Origin of the sequence: Sphingobacterium sp. 40-24 (assembly GCF_001899705.1) — a bacterium.
Classification (GTDB): Bacteria; Bacteroidota; Bacteroidia; order Sphingobacteriales; family Sphingobacteriaceae; genus Sphingobacterium; species Sphingobacterium multivorum.
In genome coordinates, this window is sequence record NZ_MKWH01000038.1 from 92,878 (window position 1) to 118,740 (window position 25,863).

19 protein-coding genes are annotated in these 25,863 nt (G+C 40.7%); 12 read left to right on the plus strand and 7 right to left on the minus strand.

The features are described from left to right. Positions 1–4 precede the first annotated feature (4 nt). The 5 genes from BGP15_RS16295 (at position 5) to dctA (ending at position 8,042) form a co-directional block, all read left to right on the plus strand. The gene (locus BGP15_RS16295) at positions 5–1,960 is read left to right on the plus strand and encodes a gamma-glutamyltransferase family protein (protein WP_286770118.1); all 1,956 of its coding nucleotides are present in this window, start codon (positions 5–7) and stop codon (positions 1,958–1,960) included. A gap of 89 nt (positions 1,961–2,049) precedes the next feature. Next, positions 2,050–2,652, plus strand: coding sequence for a 2'-5' RNA ligase family protein (locus tag BGP15_RS16300; RefSeq protein WP_286770119.1), 603 nt, complete (start codon positions 2,050–2,052; stop codon positions 2,650–2,652). A gap of 85 nt (positions 2,653–2,737) precedes the next feature. After that, positions 2,738–4,615: an Nramp family divalent metal transporter gene (locus tag BGP15_RS16305; protein ID WP_286770120.1), complete on the plus strand. Its 1,878-nt coding sequence runs from the start codon at positions 2,738–2,740 to the stop codon at positions 4,613–4,615. A 120-nt stretch (positions 4,616–4,735) separates the two neighbouring features. Continuing rightward, the gene (locus BGP15_RS16310) at positions 4,736–6,646 is read left to right on the plus strand and encodes an amidophosphoribosyltransferase (protein ID WP_286770121.1); all 1,911 of its coding nucleotides are present in this window, start codon (positions 4,736–4,738) and stop codon (positions 6,644–6,646) included. Positions 6,647–6,779: 133 nt separating this feature from the next. After that, entirely contained in the window at positions 6,780–8,042 is a 1,263-nt protein-coding gene (dctA, locus tag BGP15_RS16315; protein WP_286770122.1) for a C4-dicarboxylate transporter DctA, read from the plus strand. A 176-nt stretch (positions 8,043–8,218) separates the two neighbouring features. On the opposite strand, the gene lon is transcribed toward dctA, so the two are convergent. Then, positions 8,219–10,696 (minus strand): endopeptidase La, encoded by a 2,478-nt coding sequence (lon, locus tag BGP15_RS16320; protein ID WP_286770124.1) that lies wholly within the window; start codon positions 10,694–10,696, stop codon positions 8,219–8,221. Positions 10,697–11,040: 344 nt separating this feature from the next. On the opposite strand from lon, the gene BGP15_RS16325 reads away from it, so the two are divergent. Both BGP15_RS16325 and BGP15_RS16330 read left to right on the plus strand, forming a co-directional pair. Continuing rightward, on the plus strand, positions 11,041–11,697 hold the full coding sequence (locus tag BGP15_RS16325) for a tetratricopeptide repeat protein (protein ID WP_286770125.1): 657 nt from the start codon (positions 11,041–11,043) through the stop codon (positions 11,695–11,697). 172 nt (positions 11,698–11,869) lie between these two features. Beyond that, entirely contained in the window at positions 11,870–12,424 is a 555-nt protein-coding gene (locus BGP15_RS16330; protein ID WP_286770126.1) for a ferritin, read from the plus strand. Positions 12,425–12,468: 44 nt separating this feature from the next. On the opposite strand, the gene BGP15_RS16335 is transcribed toward BGP15_RS16330, so the two are convergent. The 4 genes from BGP15_RS16335 to gpmI all read right to left on the minus strand — a co-directional run bounded on the left by BGP15_RS16335 (position 12,469) and on the right by gpmI (position 17,601). Beyond that, a complete protein-coding gene (locus tag BGP15_RS16335) occupies positions 12,469–14,763 on the minus strand; it encodes a TonB-dependent receptor (protein ID WP_286770127.1) in 2,295 nt (764 codons plus the stop codon). A gap of 208 nt (positions 14,764–14,971) precedes the next feature. Beyond that, complete coding sequence (locus BGP15_RS16340) at positions 14,972–15,271, minus strand: hypothetical protein (RefSeq protein WP_286770128.1); 300 nt, start codon at positions 15,269–15,271, stop codon at positions 14,972–14,974. Between the two features lie 229 nt (positions 15,272–15,500). Then, on the minus strand, positions 15,501–16,088 hold the full coding sequence (locus tag BGP15_RS16345) for a hypothetical protein (protein WP_286770129.1): 588 nt from the start codon (positions 16,086–16,088) through the stop codon (positions 15,501–15,503). Continuing rightward, on the minus strand, positions 16,069–17,601 hold the full coding sequence (gene gpmI / locus BGP15_RS16350; protein ID WP_286770130.1) for a 2,3-bisphosphoglycerate-independent phosphoglycerate mutase: 1,533 nt from the start codon (positions 17,599–17,601) through the stop codon (positions 16,069–16,071). Before gpmI ends, BGP15_RS16345 begins: the two co-directional genes overlap by 20 nt. 172 nt (positions 17,602–17,773) lie before the next feature. On the opposite strand from gpmI, the gene BGP15_RS16355 reads away from it, so the two are divergent. The 4 genes from BGP15_RS16355 (at position 17,774) to BGP15_RS16370 (ending at position 20,771) form a co-directional block, all read left to right on the plus strand. Then, positions 17,774–18,232, plus strand: coding sequence for a DUF4783 domain-containing protein (locus BGP15_RS16355; RefSeq protein ID WP_286770131.1), 459 nt, complete (start codon positions 17,774–17,776; stop codon positions 18,230–18,232). Positions 18,233–18,309: 77 nt separating this feature from the next. Continuing rightward, positions 18,310–19,167, plus strand: a complete 858-nt coding sequence (gene nadC, locus BGP15_RS16360; protein WP_286770132.1) for a carboxylating nicotinate-nucleotide diphosphorylase — start codon at positions 18,310–18,312, stop codon at positions 19,165–19,167. A gap of 15 nt (positions 19,168–19,182) precedes the next feature. Beyond that, positions 19,183–19,833, plus strand: a complete 651-nt coding sequence (gene plsY / locus BGP15_RS16365) for a glycerol-3-phosphate 1-O-acyltransferase PlsY (protein ID WP_046674998.1) — start codon at positions 19,183–19,185, stop codon at positions 19,831–19,833. 125 nt (positions 19,834–19,958) lie between these two features. Beyond that, the gene (locus BGP15_RS16370; protein WP_286770133.1) at positions 19,959–20,771 is read left to right on the plus strand and encodes a M48 family metallopeptidase; all 813 of its coding nucleotides are present in this window, start codon (positions 19,959–19,961) and stop codon (positions 20,769–20,771) included. 76 nt (positions 20,772–20,847) lie between these two features. On the opposite strand, the gene BGP15_RS16375 is transcribed toward BGP15_RS16370, so the two are convergent. Then, a complete protein-coding gene (locus tag BGP15_RS16375) occupies positions 20,848–21,324 on the minus strand; it encodes a hypothetical protein (RefSeq protein WP_286770134.1) in 477 nt (158 codons plus the stop codon). A 464-nt stretch (positions 21,325–21,788) separates the two neighbouring features. On the opposite strand from BGP15_RS16375, the gene BGP15_RS16380 reads away from it, so the two are divergent. Continuing rightward, entirely contained in the window at positions 21,789–25,172 is a 3,384-nt protein-coding gene (locus tag BGP15_RS16380) for a TonB-dependent receptor (protein ID WP_286770135.1), read from the plus strand. A gap of 154 nt (positions 25,173–25,326) precedes the next feature. Here the strand turns inward: BGP15_RS16380 and BGP15_RS16385 are convergent, their stop codons facing one another. Then, the gene (locus tag BGP15_RS16385; protein ID WP_286770136.1) at positions 25,327–25,824 is read right to left on the minus strand and encodes a hypothetical protein; all 498 of its coding nucleotides are present in this window, start codon (positions 25,822–25,824) and stop codon (positions 25,327–25,329) included. Between the last annotated feature and the right edge of the window lie 39 nt (positions 25,825–25,863).

Sequence of the window (25,863 nt, forward strand, 5' to 3'; positions counted from 1 at the left end):
TGCTATGAAAAGAAGATACACCTCGCTCCTGACGACGCTATTTGGACTGCTGACGACCTGTGCACCATTTGTCAGTTCCGCTCAGCGTACACAGAAACCGCCCTTACATGGTAAACATTGGATGGCTATTACCGGTAAACCCCTGGCGGCAACGGCAGGTTCCCAGCTGTTCCAGCAGGGCGGTAACGCGGTGGATGCTGCTTGTGCGATGCTTGCAGCGACCTGTACAATGTGGGATGTCCTGAGCTGGGGCGGCGAGACGCAGGCTTTAATTTACCATCCGAAATTAAAGAAGGTCATTGCCATCAATGCGCTGGGCGTAGCACCAACTGGAGCGACAGTCGATTTTTTTAAGTCAAAAGGTTATGAATTTCCCCCTGAATATGGTCCTCTTGCTGCGGTCACTCCGGGTACACCTGGCGGATTATGTTATATGCTGGCGCAATATGGAACCAAAAGCTTGGCTGAGGTACTGGCACCTGCTCTTGAAATGGCTGCAGGATATCCCATTGATGCCCAAACGGCAACAAGTATTGAGCGGGGCAAAGACCGTATCAAGGAATGGCCCTACAGCAAAAAGGTGTTTTTAGTGCATCCAGGTAAATCCTGGGAAGCCCCCGAAGCGGGGGAGGTTTTTGTACAGCAGGATTTGCTTCGGACATTATCCAAGCTGGTTGAAGCCGAAAAGCAAGCTCTTGCTTCCGGTAAAGATCGAAAAGCGGCGATTATGGCCGCTTATGACCGGTTTTACAAAGGCGATATTGCCGATGAATTTGTACGCGGTAGTCAGGAGCAAGGCGGCTTAATTACAAAAGCAGACCTGGCCAACTGGAAGCCTATTGAGGAGGAGCCTTTGCATGTTAATTATAAAGGTGTTGATGTGTATAAATTGCAGGAATGGACTCAAGGTCCAGCCATGCTGCAGAGCCTGCAACTGCTAAAAAACTTTGACCTAAAGGCAATGGGCTATAATTCCGCTGCCTATATTCATACACTTTATCAGGTCATGAATCTGGCCTTTGCCGATCGGGACTTTTATTATGGCGATCCCTACGGAAAGCCCAAAACTCCTATTCAAGGTCTTTTACACGAATCCTATGCCAAGGCGCGTGCCGCAACAATTGATCTTCACCAAAATAACCCGAATGTACTTCCCGGAGACCCTTATCCCTATGAAGGTAGACGGAACCCGTATCTATCGCTGCTGGAACAACGGCGTCAGCAGTTTACGCCAAATACGGAACTAAAAAATGATTTTGTTCCTAAACATGATGCCCGCTCAAGTTCTTCCTTAATGGAATTGCCAAAAACATCTCTTTTGGCATCTTTAGCGGTGGATAGTGCTTATGTCGATCGGCTCCTGCGGGGGACGACCAGTGTTGAAGCTGCCGATGAAGAAGGGTGGGTCGTTTCGATTACACCGAGCGGTGGCTGGTTGCCTGCTTGTATTGCGGGGAATACCGGAGTAGGTATGAGCCAGCGCTTACAGAGCTTTGTATTGGATTCACTGATTAATCCCTTTAATGTGGTTGAGCCGGGTAAACGACCGCGTGTCACACTTACTCCCTCGATGGCTTTGAAGGATGGAAAACCATACCTTTCTTTTGCTGTGCAAGGCGGAGATACACAGGATCAAAATCTACTGCAGTTTTTTCTGAATATGGTGGAATTTGGTATGACACCTCAACAGGCCAGTGAAGCGGCCAACATCAATAGCAATCAGCTTTGGCTATCTTTGGGGGGAACGAAAATCGACGACCGAAAACCACGATCAGGTAGTCTACTGCTCGATAAAAATACAGCACCTACCATCATTGAGCAGCTGAAAAAAATGGGCTACAGCATACAGTTAGGAGATCGTACCAGTGGACCGATCAATGCCATTTATTTCGATCAGCTGCATCATACACTCTGGGGTGGCAGCAGCAATAATGGGGAAGATTATGGAATCGGATGGTAGCTTCTGCAATGGTCTAAACGCTGGACTTCGGTTTTGTTATCTCCGCTGTATTTGTTATCTTACCTACTGATCGAAAACTGATTTTTGTTATGGAGGGTAGTGTCAATAAATATTCGTTTGTTTTTCAACCTGATGAAGCTGGTATTGTTTTGGTAGATGGCTTGAAGCGGCGATTACGTGCATCATTAGCTGAACTATTTCCTGACAAAAACAAAGGTTGGTACCCCAGCTGCAATTCCAAGGCCCATGTGACTATATGTGCTTTTGAAGCAGACGAGCATAAACTGGCCGTCGCTGTTGAGGCTTTGCGTGAAGCCTTGGCCTACGAACGCAGTCAGTATGTTTATTTTGATCATTTCTCCTCTTTCGCAGGCGGTGCTTTCTATATAGCGCCGACAGTACATGCCCGAAGTTATCTGAAGGACCGTGCGAGAAAGGTGGTGCATACATTGTCGCAGTTTGATCTGATGGATATCAGCGATGAACCTCATATTTCGATTGGCCGGCGACTGGAGCCAGAACGTCTTGAGATCGCAAAAGAACAATTGCGGTCGGTCGATCTGAACTTTATGTGCAAGGGTGTCCATGTGCGGCAGTTTAAACCTGACTTAGGTCAGTATGAGATCATCGATTTTATACAATTTGGCAATCAGTCAAAGGAAAATTCTGGACAGCTGGCATTTAAATTCTAATTATATCGCGGTTTAAATTGCCAAATAATGTAAAGCTTTTTATCTTTAAGGCTGACAATAGACGATATTGCACTTACAGCAACTTATGCATTACGACGAATCCCATCATAAATCCCTATCTGATATCCACGAAAGTGTCGATGTCAATCAAGGAAAATCCAAATTCAAAAAGATACTTAGTTTCTTTGGTCCTGCTTATCTCATTAGTGTCGGCTATATGGATCCGGGCAACTGGGCGACGGACCTTGCCGGCGGAAGCCAATTTGGATATGCCCTGATCTGGGTTTTATTGATGAGTAACATCATGGCCTTAGTACTGCAGAATCTATGTGCACGCCTTGGTATTGTACGTGGTAAAGATCTTGCACAATGTAACCGCGAAACTTATCCTAAACGGATGAACTTTGTGCTGTATGTACTCGCTGAAATTGCGATTGCTGCCTGTGACCTGGCTGAGGTCCTGGGAATGGCCATCGGTCTTAACCTACTTTTCGGCATCGATCTGCTCTGGGGCGTCATGATCAGTTTTGCAGATACCTTCCTATTGCTCTATCTTCAGAAGCTGGGGATGCGAAAAATGGAGCTTTTTATCATCGGACTGATCGCCCTTATCGGCATGTGTTTTCTGGTAGAAATGTTTTTGGCGAAACCCGATTTTGCGGAGGTGGCTACAGGATTTATACCCAGTATCCCGAATAGCGCCGCCCTGTACATCGCTATCGGAATTATAGGAGCTACCGTCATGCCGCACAATCTATATCTGCATTCGGCCCTGGTTCAGACACGGAAAATTGACCGGAATGAAGTTTCAATCCGAAAATCACTCAAATATAACTTTTGGGATAGTGCCATCGCTTTGAACCTGGCATTTTTGGTGAATGCCGCGATATTGATCCTTGCCGCGTCTGTGTTTCATAAGAATGGTATGCACGATGTGGCCGAACTCGAAGATGCTTATCATCTATTGGGCAACCTGCTGGGGACTGAATGGGCATCTAAGCTATTTGCTGTCGCATTGATTCTTGCGGGACAGAGCTCAACTGTGACCGGTACTCTCGCCGGACAGATTGTGATGGAGGGCTATCTTAGACTGCGGATCAGTCCAACCTTGCGAAGAATTATTACCCGGCTTTTGGCTATTATCCCGGCTGTATTGGTGATTCTGATTTCGGGTGAAGGTCGCGTTGGACAACTGCTGATCTTTAGTCAGGTGATCTTGAGCATGCAGCTTGCCTTCGCCGTTATTCCGTTGATCCATTTTGTGAGTGACAAAGTCAAGATGGGTGTTTTTGCAATTAAACCGTTAACAAAGGCATTTGCTTGGTTGATAGCGGCCATTATAGCGGTGCTGAATTTTAAATTGGTCTACGACGAAGTCGTCGGCTGGATTGGAGAGGCAAATAATATTTTGGTAACGGTGTTGCTGATATTAGGCGCAGTTGGTTTGTTCGCTTTGCTTGTGATGACGGTGTTATATCCAATTCTATTGAAATCGAAACCCATTGAACTGGAGGTCCATCCACCATTTGAAGCATTGCATTTTGAACATAAAGGCTCCTTTAAGAAAGTTGTAATTGCCTTGGACTTTTCAAATTCTGACCAGAAAGTCATTCAATATGCTCTGCAGCTTTCGCATGAAGATACCACATTTGTCGTTGTCCATATCGTTGAAAGTGCATCCGTTAAATATACGGGGGAGTCGACAGATGATTTTGAATCACGTCAGGATCTGGAGCGCCTAAAATTGTATGCTGATTTTCTATTGTCGCAGGGACATCAAACGGAATACGAATTGGGTTACAATAACCGGATCAAGAGTATTGCTGAGGTTTGCGAAAAATATGAGGCCGATCTATTGGTTGTTGGAAGCCATGGGCACAGTGGTGTGAAGGATTTTGTTTTTGGTGAGACGGTCAACAAGCTGCGGCATGCAGTGAAGGTACCTGTTTTTATTGCCCAATAAGCTTTAAGGCGCTATCCCAAAGAGCCACTGTCTATTCACTGTAATTTTATTGCGGAAAAAGTGCGGGGAGGGATCGGTAAGTGCTAAATAATTCTTATTTTTGCGTCATCAAATCAAGATATGAGCGACGCTATTAAACACGAGTGCGGAATCGCACTAATTCGCCTGTTAAAACCCTTATCTTATTATCAGGAAAAATATGGTACGCCATTTTATGGCATCAACAAATTGTACCTATTAATGGAAAAACAGCACAACCGTGGACAAGACGGGGCTGGAATTGCAACCATTAAATTTGATGTTAAACCTGGAAATCGTTACATTTCGCGTTACAGAGCTATGGGCTCAACTGCTGTGGCAGATATATTCGAATATGTGCAGAAAAAATTCGCTTCTGTTCAGAAAGCGTTTCCGGAGGAGTCAAAAGATACACAATGGTTAAAAGATAACGTAAGTTTTACCGGAGAAGTACTTTTAGGACATTTACGCTATGGAACGCATGGAAAGAACAGTATCGAAAGCTGTCACCCATTTTTGAGACAAAACAACTGGATGTCTCGCAATTTGGTGGTAGCGGGTAACTTCAACATGACCAATGTGGATGAATTGTTGCAACAATTATATGAGTTGGGACAACATCCAAAAGAAAAGGCGGATACAGTAACCGTTTTGGAAAAAATTGGCCACTTCCTGGATGATGAAAACCAAGATCTTTTCGATCAGTTCAAAAAAGAAGGTCATTCTAATATTGAGATCAGTTCTTTGATCGCTAAAAATATTGATGTGACCAAGATATTGAAGCGTTCGGCCAAAACTTGGGATGGCGGTTATACCATCGCAGGTATCTTTGGTCATGGTGATGCTTTTGTTATGCGTGATCCAGCGGGTATCCGTCCGGCGTTTTATTATCAGGATGAGGAGATTTTGGTGGTGGCATCGGAAAGACCTGTCATCCAGACGGCATTCAATATTCCTATTGGTGCTGTGAAGGAAATTAAACCAGGCCATGCCCTGATTGCCAAAAAAGATGGCACGGTAACCGAAGAGATGTTTAGACAGCCCGTAGAACAACGTTCTTGTTCTTTCGAACGGATTTACTTCTCGCGTGGATCGGATGCTGATATCTATCAGGAACGTAAAGAATTAGGTAGATTACTGGTGCCTCAGGTATTGGAATCTGTCAAGAATAATATCAAAAATACCGTATTCTCGTTTATTCCAAATACGGCCGAAGTATCTTACTATGGCCTTATGGACGGTATCAACGCTTATGTGCGGGATTTTCAAAAGGAGACTTTATTGAATCGCTCAGAAAAAATTTCTGATGAAGAATTGGATGAAATCCTGAGTATTAAACCTCGTTTTGAAAAACTCAACGTGAAGGATGCTAAATTGCGCACATTTATTACGCAAGACGCAGACCGTACAGATATGGTACAGCACGTATATGATACGACTTACGGTATTGTTAAGGATCATGAAGATACCATTGTTGCCATTGATGACTCTATCGTTCGGGGAACAACATTGAAACAAAGTATTCTAACAATCTTGGATCGTCTGAATCCGAAAAAAATCGTGATTGTTTCATCTGCTCCTCAGATCCGTTACCCGGATTGTTACGGTATTGATATGTCACGCATGGGCGAATTTGTGGCCTTCGAAGCTGCAATTAACCTGTTGAAACAACGTGGTATGGCACATATAATCGATGAAGTTTATCAAAAATGTGTGTTGTCAATGACCCAGGATGTCAACGATATCGAAAATTATGTCAAAGCGATCTATGCACCTTTTACGGATGAGGAGATCTCGGAGGAAATTGCTCGTATTGTAAGACCTCACCACTTGAAAGCGGATCTTGAAGTCATTTATCAGACATTGGATAATCTGCACAAAGCTTGTCCAGCACATAAAGGTGATTGGTACTTCTCGGGTGACTATCCTACACCTGGAGGAAACAAGATTGTCAACAAAGCTTATATGAACTGGATTGAAGGAAAAAATGTGAGAGCATATTTCAGTAATTAAGTTTAGAAAATATCATAGGAAGGGATGCATTTATGCATCCCTTTTTTTTATATTCGTACTCAGAAAATTCTGAATCCTAAATTAAAAAACCGATGAATAGCAAAGGGAATTGCTTTCAGTAAATAAACCGATCATGAAACATATTTTTAAAAGTCTCTATTTTCAAGTCGTATTGGGTATACTCATAGGGATTGTCTGTGGGATTTATTATCCTGACTTTGCTGTCAAGCTAAAGCCATTGGGAGATGCTTTTATTAAACTGATCAAGATGGTTATTGCGCCATTGATTTTCAGTTCTATCGTGATCGGTATAGCTGGGATGCAGGATACAAAAAAAGTCGGTAAAATCGGCCTGACTTCCATTATCTATTTCGAGGTCATGACAACGATAGCGCTGATTATCGGACTGGTGTTTGTTAATCTGATACAACCGGGTACCGGTATGAATGCCGATCCTGCCAGTCTCGACGTGTCTTCGGTATCTCATTATATTTCAGAATCCAAGAAACCGCATAGTTTTATGGATTTCATCATCGGGATCATCCCAGATAATGTAATTGCTGCAGTAGCTTCGGACAATATGCTGCAGGTACTTGTTTTTGCAGTTCTTTTTGGGATCGGTATGACAAAAATAGGGCAGAAAGCTTCCGAACCTGTCCTCAACGTATTGCAGTCTTTTCTAAAGGTTCTCTTTTCCATTATCAAAATGATTATGTACCTGGCTCCTTTAGGGGCGATGGGCGCCATGGGTTTTACGATTGGCAAGTTTGGCATCCAGGCTTTATCTAAACTAGGCATGCTCATGGTGAGTTTTTACCTGACCTGTTTTATTTTCGTGATCATTGTGATTGGAGCAGTTTTGTATTTTTATCTTAAGGTCAATGTTTTTAAGTTTTTAAAATATATTAAAGAGGAGATTTTGATTGTCTTGGGCACTTCTTCCTCAGAGTCGGCATTGCCGGGTATTATGCAGAAGATGGAAGATGCAGGCTGTGCCAAACCTGTTGTAGGTTTAGTTATCCCTACAGGGTATTCCTTCAATCTGGACGGGACAAGTATTTATTTGACCATGGCAGCGGTATTTATTTCACAGGCGCTGAATATGCACCTTAGCTTAGAGCAGGAGATTACCTTGCTGCTGGTATTGCTGCTGACTTCCAAAGGCGCTGCCGGCGTCACGGGGAGCGGTTTTGTTACCCTTGCCGCGACCTTACCTGTTGTCGGACATGTACCTGTCGAATCCGTAGCTCTGATCTTTGGTGTGGACCGTTTTATGAGTGAAGCAAGGGCGATTACAAATTTGATCGGAAATTCGGCGGCGACATTGGTGATCTCCAAATATGAAAACAGTTTGGACGAGGAGCTATTGCATGAAAAGTTGGGATCTAAACGATGATATGCGTTATCAGAAGTTAACCGTAAAAGAAGGCTTAGTTTAAACTAAAGGAGGATGTGTAAAAATCAGCCCAAACCGTTTAAGAATAGAATATTCGGTATAAAATTATATAACAAAGGGACTACCCAACTTTTTTGGATAGCCCCTTTGTCATTTAAAAACCTTTCGGTTAGCTGTTAGCTCTCCTTTTTTGTGTTTTCTATATGCTGTGCCAGATCAATGGCGCCAATAACTTTTTCTTCCAACAATGCGAGTTTGATCACTTGCGACATTTCAGTCACGTAGTGAAACTGCATATCTTTGATGTAATCTTCCTTGATCTCTAGGATATCCTTTTCATTGGATTTACAAAGGATAATATCTTTGATGTTAGCACGTTTAGCAGCAAGAATTTTTTCCTTGATACCGCCTACAGGTAACACTTTTCCACGTAAGGTGATTTCACCGGTCATGGCTAGTTTCTCCTTCACTTTACGTTGTGTAAATAGTGATGTCAATGCTGTAAGCATCGTTATACCAGCCGAAGGACCATCTTTTGGAATGGCTCCTGCAGGGACGTGAATATGGATGTCCCAATGGTCAAATACACGGTAGTCAATGCCAAAATCCGAAGCATGTGCTTTCAGGTAGGCCAATGCAATCGATGCCGATTCCTTCATAACTTCCCCTAGATTACCAGTCAGGCTCAAACGTCCTTTCCCTGGGCTCAAAGAAGATTCTATAAATAGAATATCGCCACCTACAGAAGTCCAGGCTAAACCTGTAACGACGCCGGCAACATTGTTATTTTCGTAAATGTCTTTATCAAAGATCGGTGCACCCAAGATGTCCAGAAGATCCTGTTCATTGATACTCGGGTTGTAATCTTTTTCCATAACAATGCGCGTTGCGATGCCACGTACGACCGAGCCGATCTTCTTTTCCAATCCCCGTACACCAGATTCGCGCGTGTAGTCCTCGATGATCTTTTCAATGATCTTGCCTTTTAGGGTCACATCTTTAGATGCCATTCCATGCATTTCGCGCTGTTTTGGCAACAGGTGTTTTTTTGCTATTTCGATTTTCTCCTCGATGGTATAGCCATTCACTTCGATGATCTCCATTCTGTCCAATAAAGCTGGCTGAATAGAACTTAGCGAGTTGGCTGTTGCGATAAACATCACTTTGGAAAGATCAAATTCCATTTCCACATAGTGATCATAGAAATGCGTGTTTTGTTCCGGATCCAATACTTCCAACAGGGCAGAAGAAGGATCACCTTTGAAATCCGCGCTCATCTTATCGATTTCATCCAGGATAAAAACAGGATTTGCTGCGCCTGCTTTTTTCAGGGATTGAATGATGCGGCCCGGCATTGCGCCGATGTAAGTTTTGCGGTGCCCTCTGATTTCAGCTTCATCGCGTACACCACCCAAAGCCATACGGGTATATTTACGGCCCAATGCTTTGGCAATAGATCTGCCCAAAGAAGTCTTACCGACTCCCGGAGGGCCCACCAAACAAAGGATTGGCGCTTTCATATCATTTTTTAATTTCAATACCGCAAGGTATTCAATGATACGTTTTTTTACTTTCTCAAGCCCATAATGATCTTTATCGAGCACTTTTTGTGCTTTGTTTAAATCAAAATTATCTTTTGTTGTTTCATTCCAAGGCAGATCGAGCAGTAGCTCCAGGTAATTGAGCTGCACCGAGTAATCTGCAGCTGCAGGATTGATACGAGAAAGCTTTTCGAGTTCTTTGGTGAAATGTTTTTCTACTTCAATACTCCATTTCTTTGTTTTGCCGCGTTTTTTAAGCTCTTCCAATTCAAGATCGGGGGTATTTCCGCCCAATTCTTCCTGAATAGTTTTAAGCTGTTGGTTCAAGAAATAGTCGCGTTGTTGCTTGTCAAGGTCCACACGTACTTTATTTTGTATCTGGTGTTTTAATTCCAGCATCTGGATTTCTGTAGTCAACAGTTCCAGTAAAAGTTTGGCCCGATTCTCTACTTTAGGTATTTGAAGCAGCTCCTGTTTTTTTGTCATTTCGACATTGATATTCGACGAAATGAAATTGATCAGAAACGAGGGGCTTTCAATATTCTTAATCGCTATACCAGCTTCACTCGGTAAGTTTGGTGAAAGTTGGATGATTTGCAGCGCCATTTCTTTTAAGGTAGAAATTGTCGCTTTAAAGTGCTTGGTCATCTTCGGCTTCGCTTCGTTGAATTTCTCCACACGCGCCTTTAAATAAGGCTCTGTATCGACAATTTCCAACAAGTTGAATCGTTGTTTTCCCTGGATGATGACGGTGGTATTACCATCAGGCATTTGAAGTACTTTGATGATATGGGCAACGGTGCCCACTTTGTTTAGTTCTTCAAATCCTGGGTCCTCTACTGTCATGTCCTTTTGAGAAACAACACCGATAGTCTTGCTGCCTTTATAGGCTTCTTTGACAAGTTTGATGGATTTATCTCTACCTACGGTAATCGGAATGACAACACCGGGAAATAATACGGTATTACGTAAAGGCAAAATAGACAATGCTTCTGGAATTTCAGCATTCGCCATATTATCTTCATCCTCTTGGGTGAGTAAGGGGAAGAATTCGGTATCCTCTGCAACGATTGGAATTGCTTGACTGAAATCAAAAGTTTCGAATTTGCTCATAGTATTTATTTTGTGTATTTGGCAGTCGCTGACATGTTGACGGCTGACGCTCAAATTTTAAGCTTCTATTATTGTTTCCCGTATATTGCAAGGGGAGTGCCAATTGCTAAAAGTGAGCAAAATTACAAATCTATTTCCTAGAATAGGAAAAAAAGGCAGGTTAAATAAAATTTATCTGCCATTTGTTAGAGAAATAGGCATAATAATTGTAATATTGGATTGTGAAACAACGCTGATGGCATCTTTATTATGACTAGAGACAGTGCCAGAAGCTTTTTTCGCGGATATGAAATTGATCGATTGTGATCATTAAAGAGAGAATATAAAAACGTAACTATTTAGATATGAATTTAAAATCATTTAAATTGGGTTTGTTTACAGGGGTTTTTGCTTTAGTTGCTTTTAGCGCAAATGCACAACAACCAAAACAGGCTGAGCATAGCAACGCTAATGTGAGAATGGGGCAAAAAGCTCTTTTGGATGGTGATTTCAAGAATGCTGAGTCATACTTGACCAAAGCCCTACCTCAGGAAGGGAAAGATCCGGATGTATTATATATGTTGGGATATTCTCAGTTTCAAAACGGTGATTATAAAAAATCAGCTGAAACGTTTGGAAAAGTAGTTGCATTAAACGGTAAAAATGCCAATGCTTTATACTTTAAAGCGAAAGCAACAAACAATCTTGCTGTTCAGGCAACAAACAAAACATCTGTTGCCAACAAAGAGCAATTGTTGAAAGTAGCTATTGAGGATTATTCAAAAGCAATTACTATTAATCCAAGTGATGCGAAATTTTATCAAAATAGAGCGATTGCTAGTCGTGATTTGGGTATTTTAATTGGAACAGAAGGTACGCCTAATTACAATAAAGCGATGGCAACTGACGCTTACAATAATGCAATCAAGGATTATGAAAAAGTGTTAAGCTTTGATGCATCGAAGAAAGATATCCAAACGGAAATCAAAAAAGCAAAAGTATATAGAGATAACTTGAAATAGTATCACTATTAAGCATAGAAAAGGGAATTCCAGCTGGTTTTCCCTTTTTTTGTGCAATATAAAACGAGGGACTTGCTCATTACGCCCACAGCGATTTTGCCTGTTTTAGTTCGATAAATTTCAAACGAAATGCCTGATAATGGTGTTCTTTACTAAATCAAATAGATGACATATGGAAACGAATCGATTGTCAAAAGACATGCAAGAAACTCTAATCAAGCAAATGACGAAGGAAGCTGAGGCAGCTCAGATATATCTGGCATTGGGTATATGGGCAGACGATCAGGGCTATGGCGGAATTGCCAATTTTCTGTATCGGCATGCGCAGGAAGAGCGTAACCACATGACGAAGATTATGGGTTATATTTTGGAACGGGGTGGCCGGCCACGGATAGAAGCCATTGCACAGCCTCCAGCAGATCCGCAATCGTTGACAGAGTGTTTCAACCGTGTTTTTAAACACGAAGTGGATAATACGGAAGCGATCTATAATATTGTCAATTTGGCAATGGCGGAGAAGGACTGGGCAACCTGGAACTTTGCACAGTGGTTTGTTAAAGAACAGATCGAAGAAGAGAAATTAGCATTGGAATTGATTGATAAGTTGAAAATCGCCGGTGGTGACCGCGCTTCGGATGAATCCTTGTTTGCCCTGGATTCCTCTTTGGAAGCAATGCCCGACGATGTGCCATTGGCAAGAGAGGCAACTGCAGATGACCCCAAATAATAGCTAAAAAAGGCGAGATCTTAAATGATCCCGCCTTTTTTAATTTACTTGATGCTAAGTGGGAGGTAAACACCGAAAGTGATATTTCTTCCCATATTATAGACACCAAAATTGGGATCTTCCTGTGATAGACGTCCCGGGCGTAATCTGCTCAGTGCGTCGTAATAACGCTTGTTGGTCAAATTGGACGCTGCAGCAAATACTTTTAATTGCTGCGATCCAAGATGTAATGTTGTACCGATTCCAGCATTCAATAAGGTATAGGAATCGGCCGGAGTTTCAAAGGTTTCGTCGATGCGGTTCTGTTTGAAATAATTGTCGAGACCGACAGAAACGTAGAACGCATTTAATCCAGTAATCTTAGGTTCAAGACGTAAAGTGTTGTGCACGACTCCGGCAGGAATTAATGCCAGCGGTCTGTCAAATGTATTGTTCTGTGCATGGGTATAACTGAAAGTATTGTCGAGGTGGATCCAGTTTAGCAAATGAAAATTCAGGCTTCCTTCGACACCATATAGATTGGCATTAACCTGACCATAGCGATATACGTCGTAGGTATGTGAATCGCCATTGTCACTGATGACAGTTTTTGTGTCGCCTTTTGTGGTTGAGGCATAGATAAAGTTGTGAATATAGTTTTCATAGATTCCGATACTTCCTGTAACGATACTATGTCCAAACTCTAGGGTAGCATCCGCTTGGTAACTTCTTTCGGGTTTAAGGTTTTCATTGCCGACCTCATAGCGGTAGGTTCCTTCATGCACACCGTTCGAACCAAGTTCGGCAGGATTGGGTGCTCTAAAGGCCGAACCGGCATTTGCTTTGAAATTGAGGTCTTCGCTGAAGATATGCGTGTATCCAAGTGCACCGCTGACATTGCTGAAACTATTTTTGAAACCAGCAAACTTCTCCTCGTCTTCAACAAAGAGCTGCTTGCCTTTGTTGTTGACATAGTCATAGCGCAATCCAACGTTAAACGTGTTTTCACCCCAGCTTTTCTTTGCATATCCGAAAGCACCCAGCTCCAGCTGGTCATAGGCAGGAATCAGGAATTCCACCCCCTTATTAACACTGTGTTCTTGGCTTGCGCTAATGCCAAATACATGTTGCCAGCCATTTTTTTCGCTTAAAGAATATTTTGCATCAAGTGAATAGGTATTCAGATCGAAGAATAAGGATGGTGTTGCTTCTTCAAGCTCCCGACGTTGATTTTTTTGATAGCCAAGATCGAGTTTTAAATTGCCCGATCCAACGATAAAGTTATTGTTAAGAGCGAGTTTATAGTGGCGGATATCCTGTTTTGGAAAATCAAGCGTACGGCTTTTCGAATTGATGTAAAGCGGATCGCCCGGTTCGGCATCGTAAAAACCGATATTATTTTTTAGGTACGAAAAATTAAGATGTGAATAGCCCCATTGTTTGTTTAGTCCCAGCATACCACTGAAATTGCTGTTGTTAAAGCCACTATTGCCATATCGGCCTGCTGGGGTCTTATAAGAATAGGCATTTTGGTAAGAACCGCGGCCACGCCATACAAATCCATTTTCATTACCGGTCAGCATGACAGAGCTATTGGTCAGTCCGTTGTTGGTGGAGTAGCTACTCAATATTTCACCTTTAATCTGGCCTGCAGTAGGAACGTTTGGTTCAAGTACATTGATCACTCCACCAATGGCGTCAGATCCGTACATCAGCGATGCAGCACCGCGAAGGACTTCTACACGATCCGGTTGATTTTGATCGATCTCAATACCATGTTCATCGCCCCATTGCTGTCCCATTTGTTTGACCCCATCACTCACCGTAACGACACGATTATAACCGAGACCCCGCATAACAGGTTTTGAAATGCCTTGTCCTGTGGTGATCTGGCTTAGACCGGGGACTTGCCGGGCAAGTGCATCGATCAGATTTGTTGCATTGCCTTGAAGTTCGTCCTTGGATATTACGGCAACCGAAGTGCTGTTGCGGCGGCTCTGTGAAGTGACCAGTGTACCCGTAACGACGACCTCGTTGGTTTCAATAATACTTTCTGTCAGGGAAAAATCAACTGTAATATTTTCTGAAGTTAAATCGACGGACTTAACAATGGACTGATAACCTAAAAAACGGACTTCGACCAGGTAACGTCCGCTTGAAGGAAGTGATTTAAAGGTATAGTGGCCCTGTTGGTCTGATGATGTGCTCGAACGAAGCTGTTGCAATGAGATCGTTGCACCAGCAATCGGAAGATTTGTTTTGGCGTCCGTTACCTTGCCGCTGATGGTTGAAGCAAGGGTTGGAAGTATGGAGAAATAGGAGACAAGCATAAAAATGCAGCCTATAATTTTAATTTTCATCTGTACGAATAATTTTTACGTATGTAATATCAAGGATAACATAAATTACATCGCTAAGCGGAACCCTAAGGTGCCAGTCTTTGGCCCAGCAATTAAATAATTCATGGCATGGATCAATGATTGTTGAATTCTAAAAACTCTTATGGAAGTTGTTTTATGGCAATAGTGTTGTGCAAATCGCATCAGCACTATTGAATCAGCGTAAAAATTAACAGGTGGGGGGACCACGATTTCCTGAAAGCAACGCTCTGATCATTTGGTCTCCCGTAATAAATAAACCAAATTCAAATTGGCGTACCGGAAGAATTAACTCATCTAGTGCAAAATGGAAAACAATCTGCGGGTGCGAGTTTTGATCACAAATGGAACACTTGGGATGATCTGCATGGTGTTTTTTTGCAGGGCTGTCCACGATGCTGAGGGCAGTTTGCGGATGCGCATGGGTATACACAATGAACTGACCAATTAAGAAGGTCATTAAGAGCACTAAAGCTGCCAGTTTGTTCAATGAGATACCTTTCACGCCGAAATCACTACGTTTAAATCTATTTGTCCTTTGCGTTATTTTTCTAATTGGGCAAATATAAGCAAAATAAAATATAAAGCAATTGTGTTGCATTTATTATTATTGTGACATTTTACAAATGTTCACTTAAAAGATAAAATGGATTTACAACAAAAGCCCTCGAAATGAATAATATTCTTGAGGGCTTTGTGTATGGGGCTAATTAGGTTGTTTATTTTTTTGAAGAAATAAACTTCCCTACAATTTCATATTGATTGGCGTCTAAGCCTTGGACGTCTTGCAATTTGACAATCCGATAGAGCGAGTCGCTGTAGTAATCTAATTTTTCTTGACTATCGTACAAGGTGTTTGCAATTTTTTTGTCGATATGGATGTGCTTCACCTTTTCTTTTCTGTCAAATTCGATCCGTAATTTTTGTATCTGCAGATCTTTCTTCTTAGCCGTAAATTCCGTTACACAGTCGATGGCTTTGACGTCATACAGTGAGGGGTCGAAGTTTTTACTGATGTCAGCAGCTTGAAAGGCGGAGAGTTCATTTTTCCAGTTGCTAATTTTCAGTTCCTTTTGTTCTTTTTCTCCGTCTTTGTTGACAGATTTTAGAACCGAGGGGTTGAGTTGCTGAAGGCGATTGACCTCGGCAGTAAAGAACGAATCAACAGAAAATATGTCTGAAGATTTTTGAGGGCTTTTTGTAGCGGAGGGTGATCCACAGCTCCAAAAAAGCAGAGCACTGCCCAGAAAAAGGGAAAGTGCTCTGCTGCTATTTTTTAGTAAGTTATTATTCTGATACCAATACATTTCCTGTCATTTCAACGGGGATATTGACGCCTAAAAGTTGTAAGACGGTTGGGGCAATATCACCTAATTTACCATCTGCTATTTTCTTATATTGATCGTCAATCAAGATACATGGAACCAAATTGGTTGTATGTGCCGTATTTGGCGATCCATCTTCATTGACCATAAACTCGGAGTTACCGTGGTCGGCCAAAATAATAAAAGAGTAACCATTTTTAAGGCCTGTTTCAACCACCGTTTTTGTACATTGATCGACAGTTTCTACTGCTTTTATTACGGCGTCAAAAACACCTGTGTGACCTACCATGTCTGGATTTGCAAAATTCAGACAGATAAAATCAGGTTGAAGTGTTTCCATATCGTTGACGATAGCCTCAGTAATCCCTTGGGCAGACATCTCAGGCTGAAGATCGTAAGTTGCTACCTTTGGTGAGGGAACCAACAAGCGGTTTTCACCTTCAAATTGCTGTTCGCGGCCTCCTGAGAAGAAAAATGTGACGTGTGGATACTTTTCTGTTTCAGCAATACGCGTTTGCGTTTTATGATTAGCCTCGAGCACTTCGCCCAAAGTGTTTGTTAGGTTATCTTTTTGGAAAACAACTCTGACATTTTGAAATGTTTCATCGTAAGATGTCATGGTCACATAATATAGATCTAATGGTTGTAGATCATATTCTGGAAATGCCTTTTGAGTTAAAGCGATGGTGATCTCGCGGCCACGGTCCGTTCTGAAGTTATAACAGAATACAACATCACCTTCTTGGATTGTTGCTACCGGCGTACCGTTTGCGTCTACCAATGCGATTGGTTTCACAAACTCATCGGTTACGCCTTCGTCGTATGATTTTTGGATAGAGGCAACAAGGTCATTTGATTTTTCACCTTCTGCTTTTACCAAAAGGTCGTATGCTAATTTTACACGTTCCCATCTGTTGTCGCGGTCCATGGCATAGTATCTGCCTATAGCGGAAGCGAAAGTACCTGTCGTCGTTTCTAAATAAGCCTGTAGATCTTTTACATAACCAATACCAGAGTTTGGATCTGTATCACGGCCATCTAAAAATGCATGTATAAATACTTGATCACTTGTCAAGCCAGCATGTTTTGCAGCATCACATAGGCCTTTTAAGTGCTTTGTATGTGCGTGTACACCACCATCGGAAAGTAATCCGATAAAATGTACCTTCTTGTTATTTTCTAATGCATATTTAAAGGCATCTTGAATGATCGGATCCGAATTGAATACGCCGTCATTGACAGCTTTGTGAATACGTCCCAATTCTTGGTAGACGATTCTTCCGGCGCCAAGATTCATGTGACCAACCTCCGAGTTACCCATTTGTCCTGCAGGTAATCCGACAGCTTCACCAGAAGCCTCTAAGGTCGAGTTTGGATAAGCTTCTAATAAATGATCTAAAAATGGGGTGTTTGCAGCTTCAACTGCATTTGATTTATCATGTTTTCCATATCCCAGTCCATCTAGGATCATGAGTGCAACTTTTTTCTTATTCATCGTATAACAAAGATAATCTTAATTTTAGAATCTATCAACGCATCTTAAAAAGTTCCCTTGTTAATCCCCAATAATTTTATAGGTTTGTGGCATAGTTTATGTTCGGTAAAAAACGGAGCTACCTAATGATTGATATGGATGATAGAAGCTGTTCTATAATATGTTGAGCTATATGAAATTTTTAAGCTATTGCGCATTTATACTTATTAATAGTCTTTTTGTACACACTGCGGCCTTTGGTCATTATTTAAGTGAAGTGAATACAGAGGTAAAGGTAGCTTTGCCAGGTGATGATGATTCTTTAGGAAGTATTTCAGAGGAACTGAAATCGTATTTGAAAGAAGGTAATGCAAAAAATATGGCCAAATATTTCGGTTCAAACTTAACCTTGTCTATTTTGGGAGAGAATGGCGTTTATACAAAATATCAGTCTGAAATCATGTTGGGTACATTTTTTAATCAGCATAAACCCAAAGCTGTTAAATTGACGCAATCCAGCAATGCCAACAATGGCTATCAATATTTTACATTTACATTATCAACCGAACAAGCCAATTACCGTGTCTTTATTAAGATCGGCGTAGGAAATAATAACCATTCGATTGAAGAGCTGAGAATCGACAAAAATTAAACGGAGCCACGTTTTTTTTATAAATCTATTTTTCGATTAAAAAATTATTCCACATCTTAGCCCAATAAATAGTATTTATGGAGAAGGAAATCAAGGAATATCTGGCCCAGTTTGTAAAACAGGCTGTTGCAGAAGATTTGGGCGACGGGGATCACACCTCACTGTCTACAATTGAGGCTGGGGCGCAAGGTGAAGCAAAATTGATTGTTAAAGATAATGGTGTTTTGGCAGGGGTAGAAGTGGCGCAGGCGATTATTGCTTATGTTGACGATACGTTGTCCTGCGAGGCATTTATCCATGATGGAAGCCAGGTTAAAGTGGGGGATATTGCGTTTTATGTTAAAGGGAATATTCAAAGTATTTTATTGGCCGAGCGTTTGGTGCTGAATGTTATGCAGCGTATGAGTGGCATTGCGACGACAACCCGAAAATATGTAGACCTTCTCAAAGGTACAGATACGAAAGTTTTGGATACACGGAAAACGACACCATTGTTGCGTGTATTGGAGAAAGAAGCCGTTCGTATAGGAGGCGGGACTAACCACCGTTTTGGTCTATTTGATATGATTTTAATTAAGGACAATCATGTGGACTATAGTGGCGGTATTGTACCGGCTCTAAAGCGCGCAAATGATTACAGAAAAAGCCTAAATAAACCGATAGAAATAGAAATTGAAGTCCGAAATTTTGCGGAGCTTGATGAAGTTCTTAACTTTGGCGAAGTGGACCGGATCATGTTAGATAATTTTTCACCGCAAGATGTAGCCAAAGCTGTTCAGCTAATTGACCATCGATTCAAGACAGAGGCCTCAGGGGGAATAACTTTTGACACGATTCGATCGTATGCGGAGGCCGGGGTAGATTATATTTCAGTAGGCGCTTTGACACATAGTGTAAAGAGCTTGGATCTTAGTCTGAAAGCCAAATTAATATAAGAACTGATTTAATTAATGATATCGATTTATTTAGTAACTGCAGTATTACTAGCTTATTTGTTTGGGTCCATACCTACAGCAGTATGGTTGGGACAGGCATTTTATGGGGTAGATGTTCGTGAGTATGGTAGCGGTAATGCTGGGGCGACTAACACCTTTCGCGTATTGGGTCCTAAAGCGGGGTCGATCGTGATGTTTGTAGATATATTTAAAGGCTGGACAGCAACAAACCTCGCTTATTTAATCGAATTGGGGCAAAATACGAGCGATGTCCAATTTGTCAACTTTCAGTTGGCCTTAGGCGTTATTGCGGTATTGGGGCATTTATTTCCTGTATTCGCCGGATTTAGAGGCGGAAAAGGGGTGGCAACACTTTGCGGGATGATTCTCGCGATCCATACACCGGCTGCATTGGTCTGTGTTTCTGTATTTATCATTATCCTGCTGACCACACATTATGTTTCATTGGGATCCATTTCAGCGGGATTTGCATTTCCCTTTAGTTTGGCCTTTATTTTTAAAACAACCATACCCTCTGTGCTGCTTTACGGCATAGCCATCTGTATTCTGTTGTTAATTACCCACCAAAAGAATATTGAGCGCCTGTTAAAGGGGCACGAATCCAAGATTTATCTCTTCAAGAAAAAGGCTAAGGAAAAAGAATAGGCACAATAATTGTATTTGCTAAGTACGATTTAATAATTATTGTGAAATATCCATGTGGGAAGAGCGGAAACGCGATTATCTTTCGCTTTGAAACTCCATATGGCCCTTGAAATAAAATATAAACTATGAACGGAATGTTTAAGTATTCAGCTATGGTATTAGCGTGTGTAACACTGGCATCGGGGTTGTCAGGTTGCGCAACTTCAGCTGTTACCGGGAAAAAATATTTAAAATTGGTCAGTGCTGATCAAGTGAACCAACAGGCTGCATTGGCTTATAAAGATTTTTTATCGAAGAATAGCGCAAAAGTAGTAACCGGAACTGCAGATGCAGCCATGGTGAAACGTGTTGGCAATAAGCTGGCTACTGCGGTTAACCAATATTTGCAAAGCACCGGTCGTGCCAACCAATTTAACTTCAATTGGGAATTCAACTTAGTAAGGAGTGATGATGTGAACGCATGGTGTATGCCTGGTGGTAAAGTGGCAGTTTATACCGGAATTTTGCCTGTTACACGTACCGAAGCCGGACTTGCCACAGTAATGGGGCATGAGATAGCCCATGCCATTGAGGAGCATTCCGTAGCGCAGGCTTCGAATCAGATTGCTTTACAATTGGGCGGACAGATTTTAGGTTCCGCAGCCGGCGTATCTGGCAACAGTACCCTTGGAGTTTTTAACAATCTGTATGGTTTAGGTGGAAACCTGGCGCAATTGAAATTTTCAAGAAGCGATGAATCTGATGCGGATGCAGCAGGTTTGATTATTATGGCTTTGGCAGGTTATAATCCAAATGAGGCTGTAGATTTCTGGAAACGTATGGCATCGGGTAGTCAAAAAGGGCAGCCAGAGTTTTTGAGTACGCACCCGAGTGATGAGCGACGGATTGCGGATATTCAGAAATTGATTCCAAACGCAATGAAATATTATAAAAAATAAAGAATCAATACAATAGAAAAAGCGGAGTATGCACCTAGCATACTCCGCTTTTTTATAAGCGTTATTTATGGCTATATTATACGCCGGCAAAAGCATCACTAATGCCGAGTACGACACCAACGACTAGTCCCATAAAATTAAAAGCGATGGTGATGATGACTATGATGCCAATAAACTTATAATGTTTTTTGAGTGCATCTAAGCACAACTCCAATTGGATGCTATCGCGATTCTCGATTGCTTTTTTTGCTTTTGATCCAAAATTATACAGGAAATAGATGGGAAGGCAAAAGAAAGCAAGAAAGAGCAGGTAGAGGACACCGAATGTGGATAAGGCCCCCGCTGTGACATATTCGTCTGCACCGAGTGACAATGCACTTGCGCCAAAGATCAGGCTGACCATGGTGATGGCCGAGATGCCTATGAAAATAAAACAGACGATGGCCAAAAAATTGGCCCATTTGGCTGCTGAAGCTAAAAAAGCGAGTCCTGCAGGAGACAGTTTAAGGTCTGCAGGTTCTAGAAAAGAAGAATTTTGAATACCGTCTTCCATGAAGCATAAATTATTAGGTGCGCGAATTTCTGAAAAGTTCTCGGTTTTTGAAACATTTTTTATATAAACCATCACGTCTATACAATCGTTTTGATTTTTTCGATCAGCATAGGTTATAGTGGCTCAAATTCGACAAGAAACTGAGTTGTTTAATAAAAGTCTCGATTGACAGGAAATTAGTTAAAAATTTTCAAAAAGTTAAATTCCGATTGGAAGAATGTTGTTACAAAAAAAAATCCAGAATTGATGTGGAAAACTATTTTTGATCCGATAATTAGAATGTAAATGCTGGTTTAAAACATCTTACAACGTTTTTTGTCGTGATAAATTATAGGTTGATGTCTGATTTTTGGTGTGGATTTCATGAAAAGGGTGTGGTTTAGTGTGTTAAGTTTATATTAAGTCCTTTGTAATTTGAAATCTCTTAGTAATTTTGCTTAACATTTTTTAACAAATCACATTATATGAAAAGATCTTTACTCTTTTTCGCTCTTGTTATGGCTAGTTATGGTGCTGTACAAGCTCAGGTTACAACAAGTAGCGTTACAGGTATTGTAAAAGAGGCTAATGGCAGTGTAACTTCGGGTGCAACTATCAAAGCTACACACGTTCCATCGGGAACAGTTTACTCCGGTTCTTCAAATTCAGCCGGTCGCTTTAACCTACCAGCGATGCGTGTTGGGGGACCTTATAAGGTTGAAGTTACCTATGTAGGACAACAACCAGTTGTATATGAAGATGTTTATTTGCAATTAGGTGAGCCTTTCGTCCTGAACCCTGTTTTCGGTGACAACAGTACCACACTAGGAGAGGTTGTAGTAACTGGAACAGCTATAAATGCGCAAAAGACCGGGGCTTCTACAAGCATAAATCAAAGAGTAATTCAAAATTTACCTCAAATAAATCGTAGTATTACGGATTTTACCAAATTGACTCCGCAAGCCAATGGAAATTCATTCGCTGGAAGAGATGCTCGATATAACAATTTGCAAATTGATGGTGCTAATTTCAATAATGGTTTCGGATTGAGTTCTAATCCAATCCCTGGAGGTAATTCTCAGCCTATATCATTAGATGCGATTGAACAAATAAGTGTTAATATTGCACCTTTTGATATTACACAATCGGGATTCACTGGAGCAGGTATAAATGCTGTTACAAGAAGTGGAACGAATAGGATTGAAGGGTCAGCATATTATTATTTACAAAATCAAAATTTCCAAGGTCGGAAGATTGAGGATGTGACTCTAGATAAGGTGGATGCTGCGAAGAAAAATTTCGGTTTTCGTTTAGGTGGGCCAATTATTAAAAATAAATTATTCTTATTTGTAAACGCGGAGAGAGAGGAAGCTACGGGTGCCAATGCGTCTGGCGCTAACCTTTGGAGAGCTTCTGAAGATGGGGTAGCAGATCCAAATAATAATATTGCCAGAACAAAACGTTCAGATCTAGAAGCTGTAAAAAATCACCTAATCAATACATGGGGATATGATCCAGGTAGATATGAGGGATATGCCGACGAAGCAAAGGAAAGCAGTACTAAGTTCTTAGTTCGCTTGGATTGGAACATTAATGAAAAGCACAAATTTGCACTTCGATACAATCAGGTGGTTGGTAACTCCATGCAGGTTGCTAACGGCAATTCAGGACCTTATCCGAGAAGCCAAACCAATCGTGTAAGTGATCGCTCTATTACGTTTGAAAATGGTAATTATGCATTTAAGAATATTGTAAGATCAATTACTGCGGAATTAAACTCCAATTTTAATTCTCAATTATCAAATCAATTTTTAGCGACCTATACTAGGATTCAAGATACTAGAAGTACACCAAGCAGTCAATTATTTCCATTCGTTGATATATGGGATGGTTCTGCAACAGGGAGTAACTACATGAGCTTCGGTACAGAGTTATTTTCCTATAAAAATGATGTGATTAATAATAATTATTCATTCACGAATAATTTAACTTTAAAGGCTGATAAACATACATTTACATTTGGTGGAGCTTTCGAAATTCAAAACTTTGGAAACTCTTACACTCGAATGGGAACTTCATACTATCGTTATGCATCTGTGGATGACTTCCTTAAAACAGGTACACCTCAGGAAGTCGCGCCTATTATGTATGGGGTAACTTATCCATATGAGGGACAGGATACCTATTCAAAGATAAATTTTGGGCTAGCTTCTTTATATGCTCAGGACAAATGGTCTGTAACAGACAATTTTACAATGACATATGGTGTACGTGCAGAACTTCCTATTTACTTAAATAAATTAACGGCTAATCCATCTATTGATGCACTACGCTTATTGGATATCAATGGAAATCCTAAAAACTATAATTCGGGTTTGTGGCCTAAATCACAGATTATGATCTCACCTCGTGTTGGTTTTAACTATGATGTCTTTAAAGATCGTTCTTTGGTACTTCGTGGTGGTACAGGATTTTTCTCGGGAAGAGTTCCATTTGTTTGGTTAACAAATATGCCGACAAATGCTGGTGTTTTGCAAAATACTGTTGAGCCAGGAAGTTATGACGCTGTTTCTGGATGGATCAACAACATTAAATTCAACACCGATCCTTATTATTATTTAAACAACGTTCCTGCTGGTGCAGAAGCCGTATTTATTAAGACGCCTAAGGAAGGAGCTCCTTCTTCATTTGCTTTAGTAGATAGAGACTTCAAAATGCCTATGGTTTGGAGAACAAGCGTTGGTGCTGATTATAAAATTCCTAATTCTCCATTTGTTTTATCAGGAGACTTCTTGTATACCAAAGATATTAACGCGGTATTTCAATTGGGAGCTAATAGAAGAACACCTAATACATTCTTGAACTATGGTGCTTCCGGCGATGAAGGCGATTACGGCGATAACCGTGCATTTTATCCTGCAGGTGTAAACGGAAGTGCTTATAATAGCAAAATTGGAGCAAATAATGCTACAGTATTGACAAATACAAATGTTAAAGGACATGCGGTTAGTGCGACTTTAGGTTTAAGTGTTCCTAATTATAAAGGATTAAGTGGAAGCGTATTTTATAATTATGCAAGTGCTAAGGAGGTTTCGGCAAACGCTGGATCAAGTGCGAGTTCTGCATGGGGAGGATCTGCGACCGTAAATGGGCCAAATGATCAAATTTTACATCCTTCAGCATTTGCAATTCCTCATCGAGTTATGGCACATTTGAGTTATAGGTTAGAGTATGCTAATCATTTAGCTACTACTGTTGGTGTTTATTATAATGGTTCGTCACAAGGTCGCTTCTCTTATACTTATTATTCTGATATTAATAGAGATGGTCAAAATGCTGATTTAATCTATTTACCAAAAAATCTAAATTCATTGACTTTTGTTGATCGCGTTGACGCAAATGGAAAAGTTTTGTTTACTGCTGCTCAACAAGCTGATGCTTTAGAAAAATTTGTTAAGGATAATGGCTTAGAGAAATATCAAGGAAAGTATCTGCCAAGAAATGGATTTTTATTGCCTTGGTTAAATAGATTTGATGTCAAAGTACTCCAAGATATATTTACTAATATTGGTGGACGTAAAAACTCTTTACAGCTAAGTCTTGATGTAATAAACTTTGGTAATCTTTTGAATAAAAACTGGGGTATCCAAAGCCGTTTGAATAATGGACAATTGCTATATGGAAATAAAATGGTTCCGGGAGTTAGTAGTGGAAAAGCGGTCCTTAATACTGCTTCTACTCCAGCTACAGGAATACCAGAATTTAACATGAATGTTGTTAATGGTGATTTACCAACTACGCCTTTCCAAAATGTCAGTACATTAGGTACTACTTGGCAAATGCAGTTAGGAGTAAGGTATACTTTTTAATAAATATTAACTTACTAGAAAGCAGAATAAACTCGTTTATTCTGCTTTTTTTTCTTAAGTTTTTTGATGACACTTTAGATATTAGGCCAAGTTTCTTTTCAAAGATAATTCCAACCTTGGCTAGTAGTATCCGTCCTACCAAGTACATATTGACTTAGGCTCTATCAGTGGTTACCTTTCTTGCTAATTTACTTGAAAAATCTAGCATGAGATGATATAAAACGATACGTTTCAATGTTTGAGTAACATGGCAAGACCTATATGTAAACTTAAAGTTTTCAATAAAATTATCATACTGAAAATCAGGAAAGTGTTTACTATTATCTCCGATATCGATATTTTCCACAACAAATCCAATCATTCCATTTGCCTCTAAATATGTAGGATACTTTTCAGTAATAAATCTGCTTAATCCATCATTAAGATATTTATTATTTAAGCTATTTTTCCTCTGAGAATTTGCACCGTCTAATCTTTTGCATTCAATAAAATAGTAAGGACGATAATCGCCCTTCATAATTTTAATCATATCTAAAACTCGAATATCAACTCGCCCATCTTGAATCTGAATTTCTTTATCAAATTTATATTGACCGATTCCCTGGATATTACGGTTCGAATAGTGCCAGTCATTTTGGTCGGATGATGCCACTTATTTCGGTTCAATTTGTGCCAATTTAGTTTGAAATAG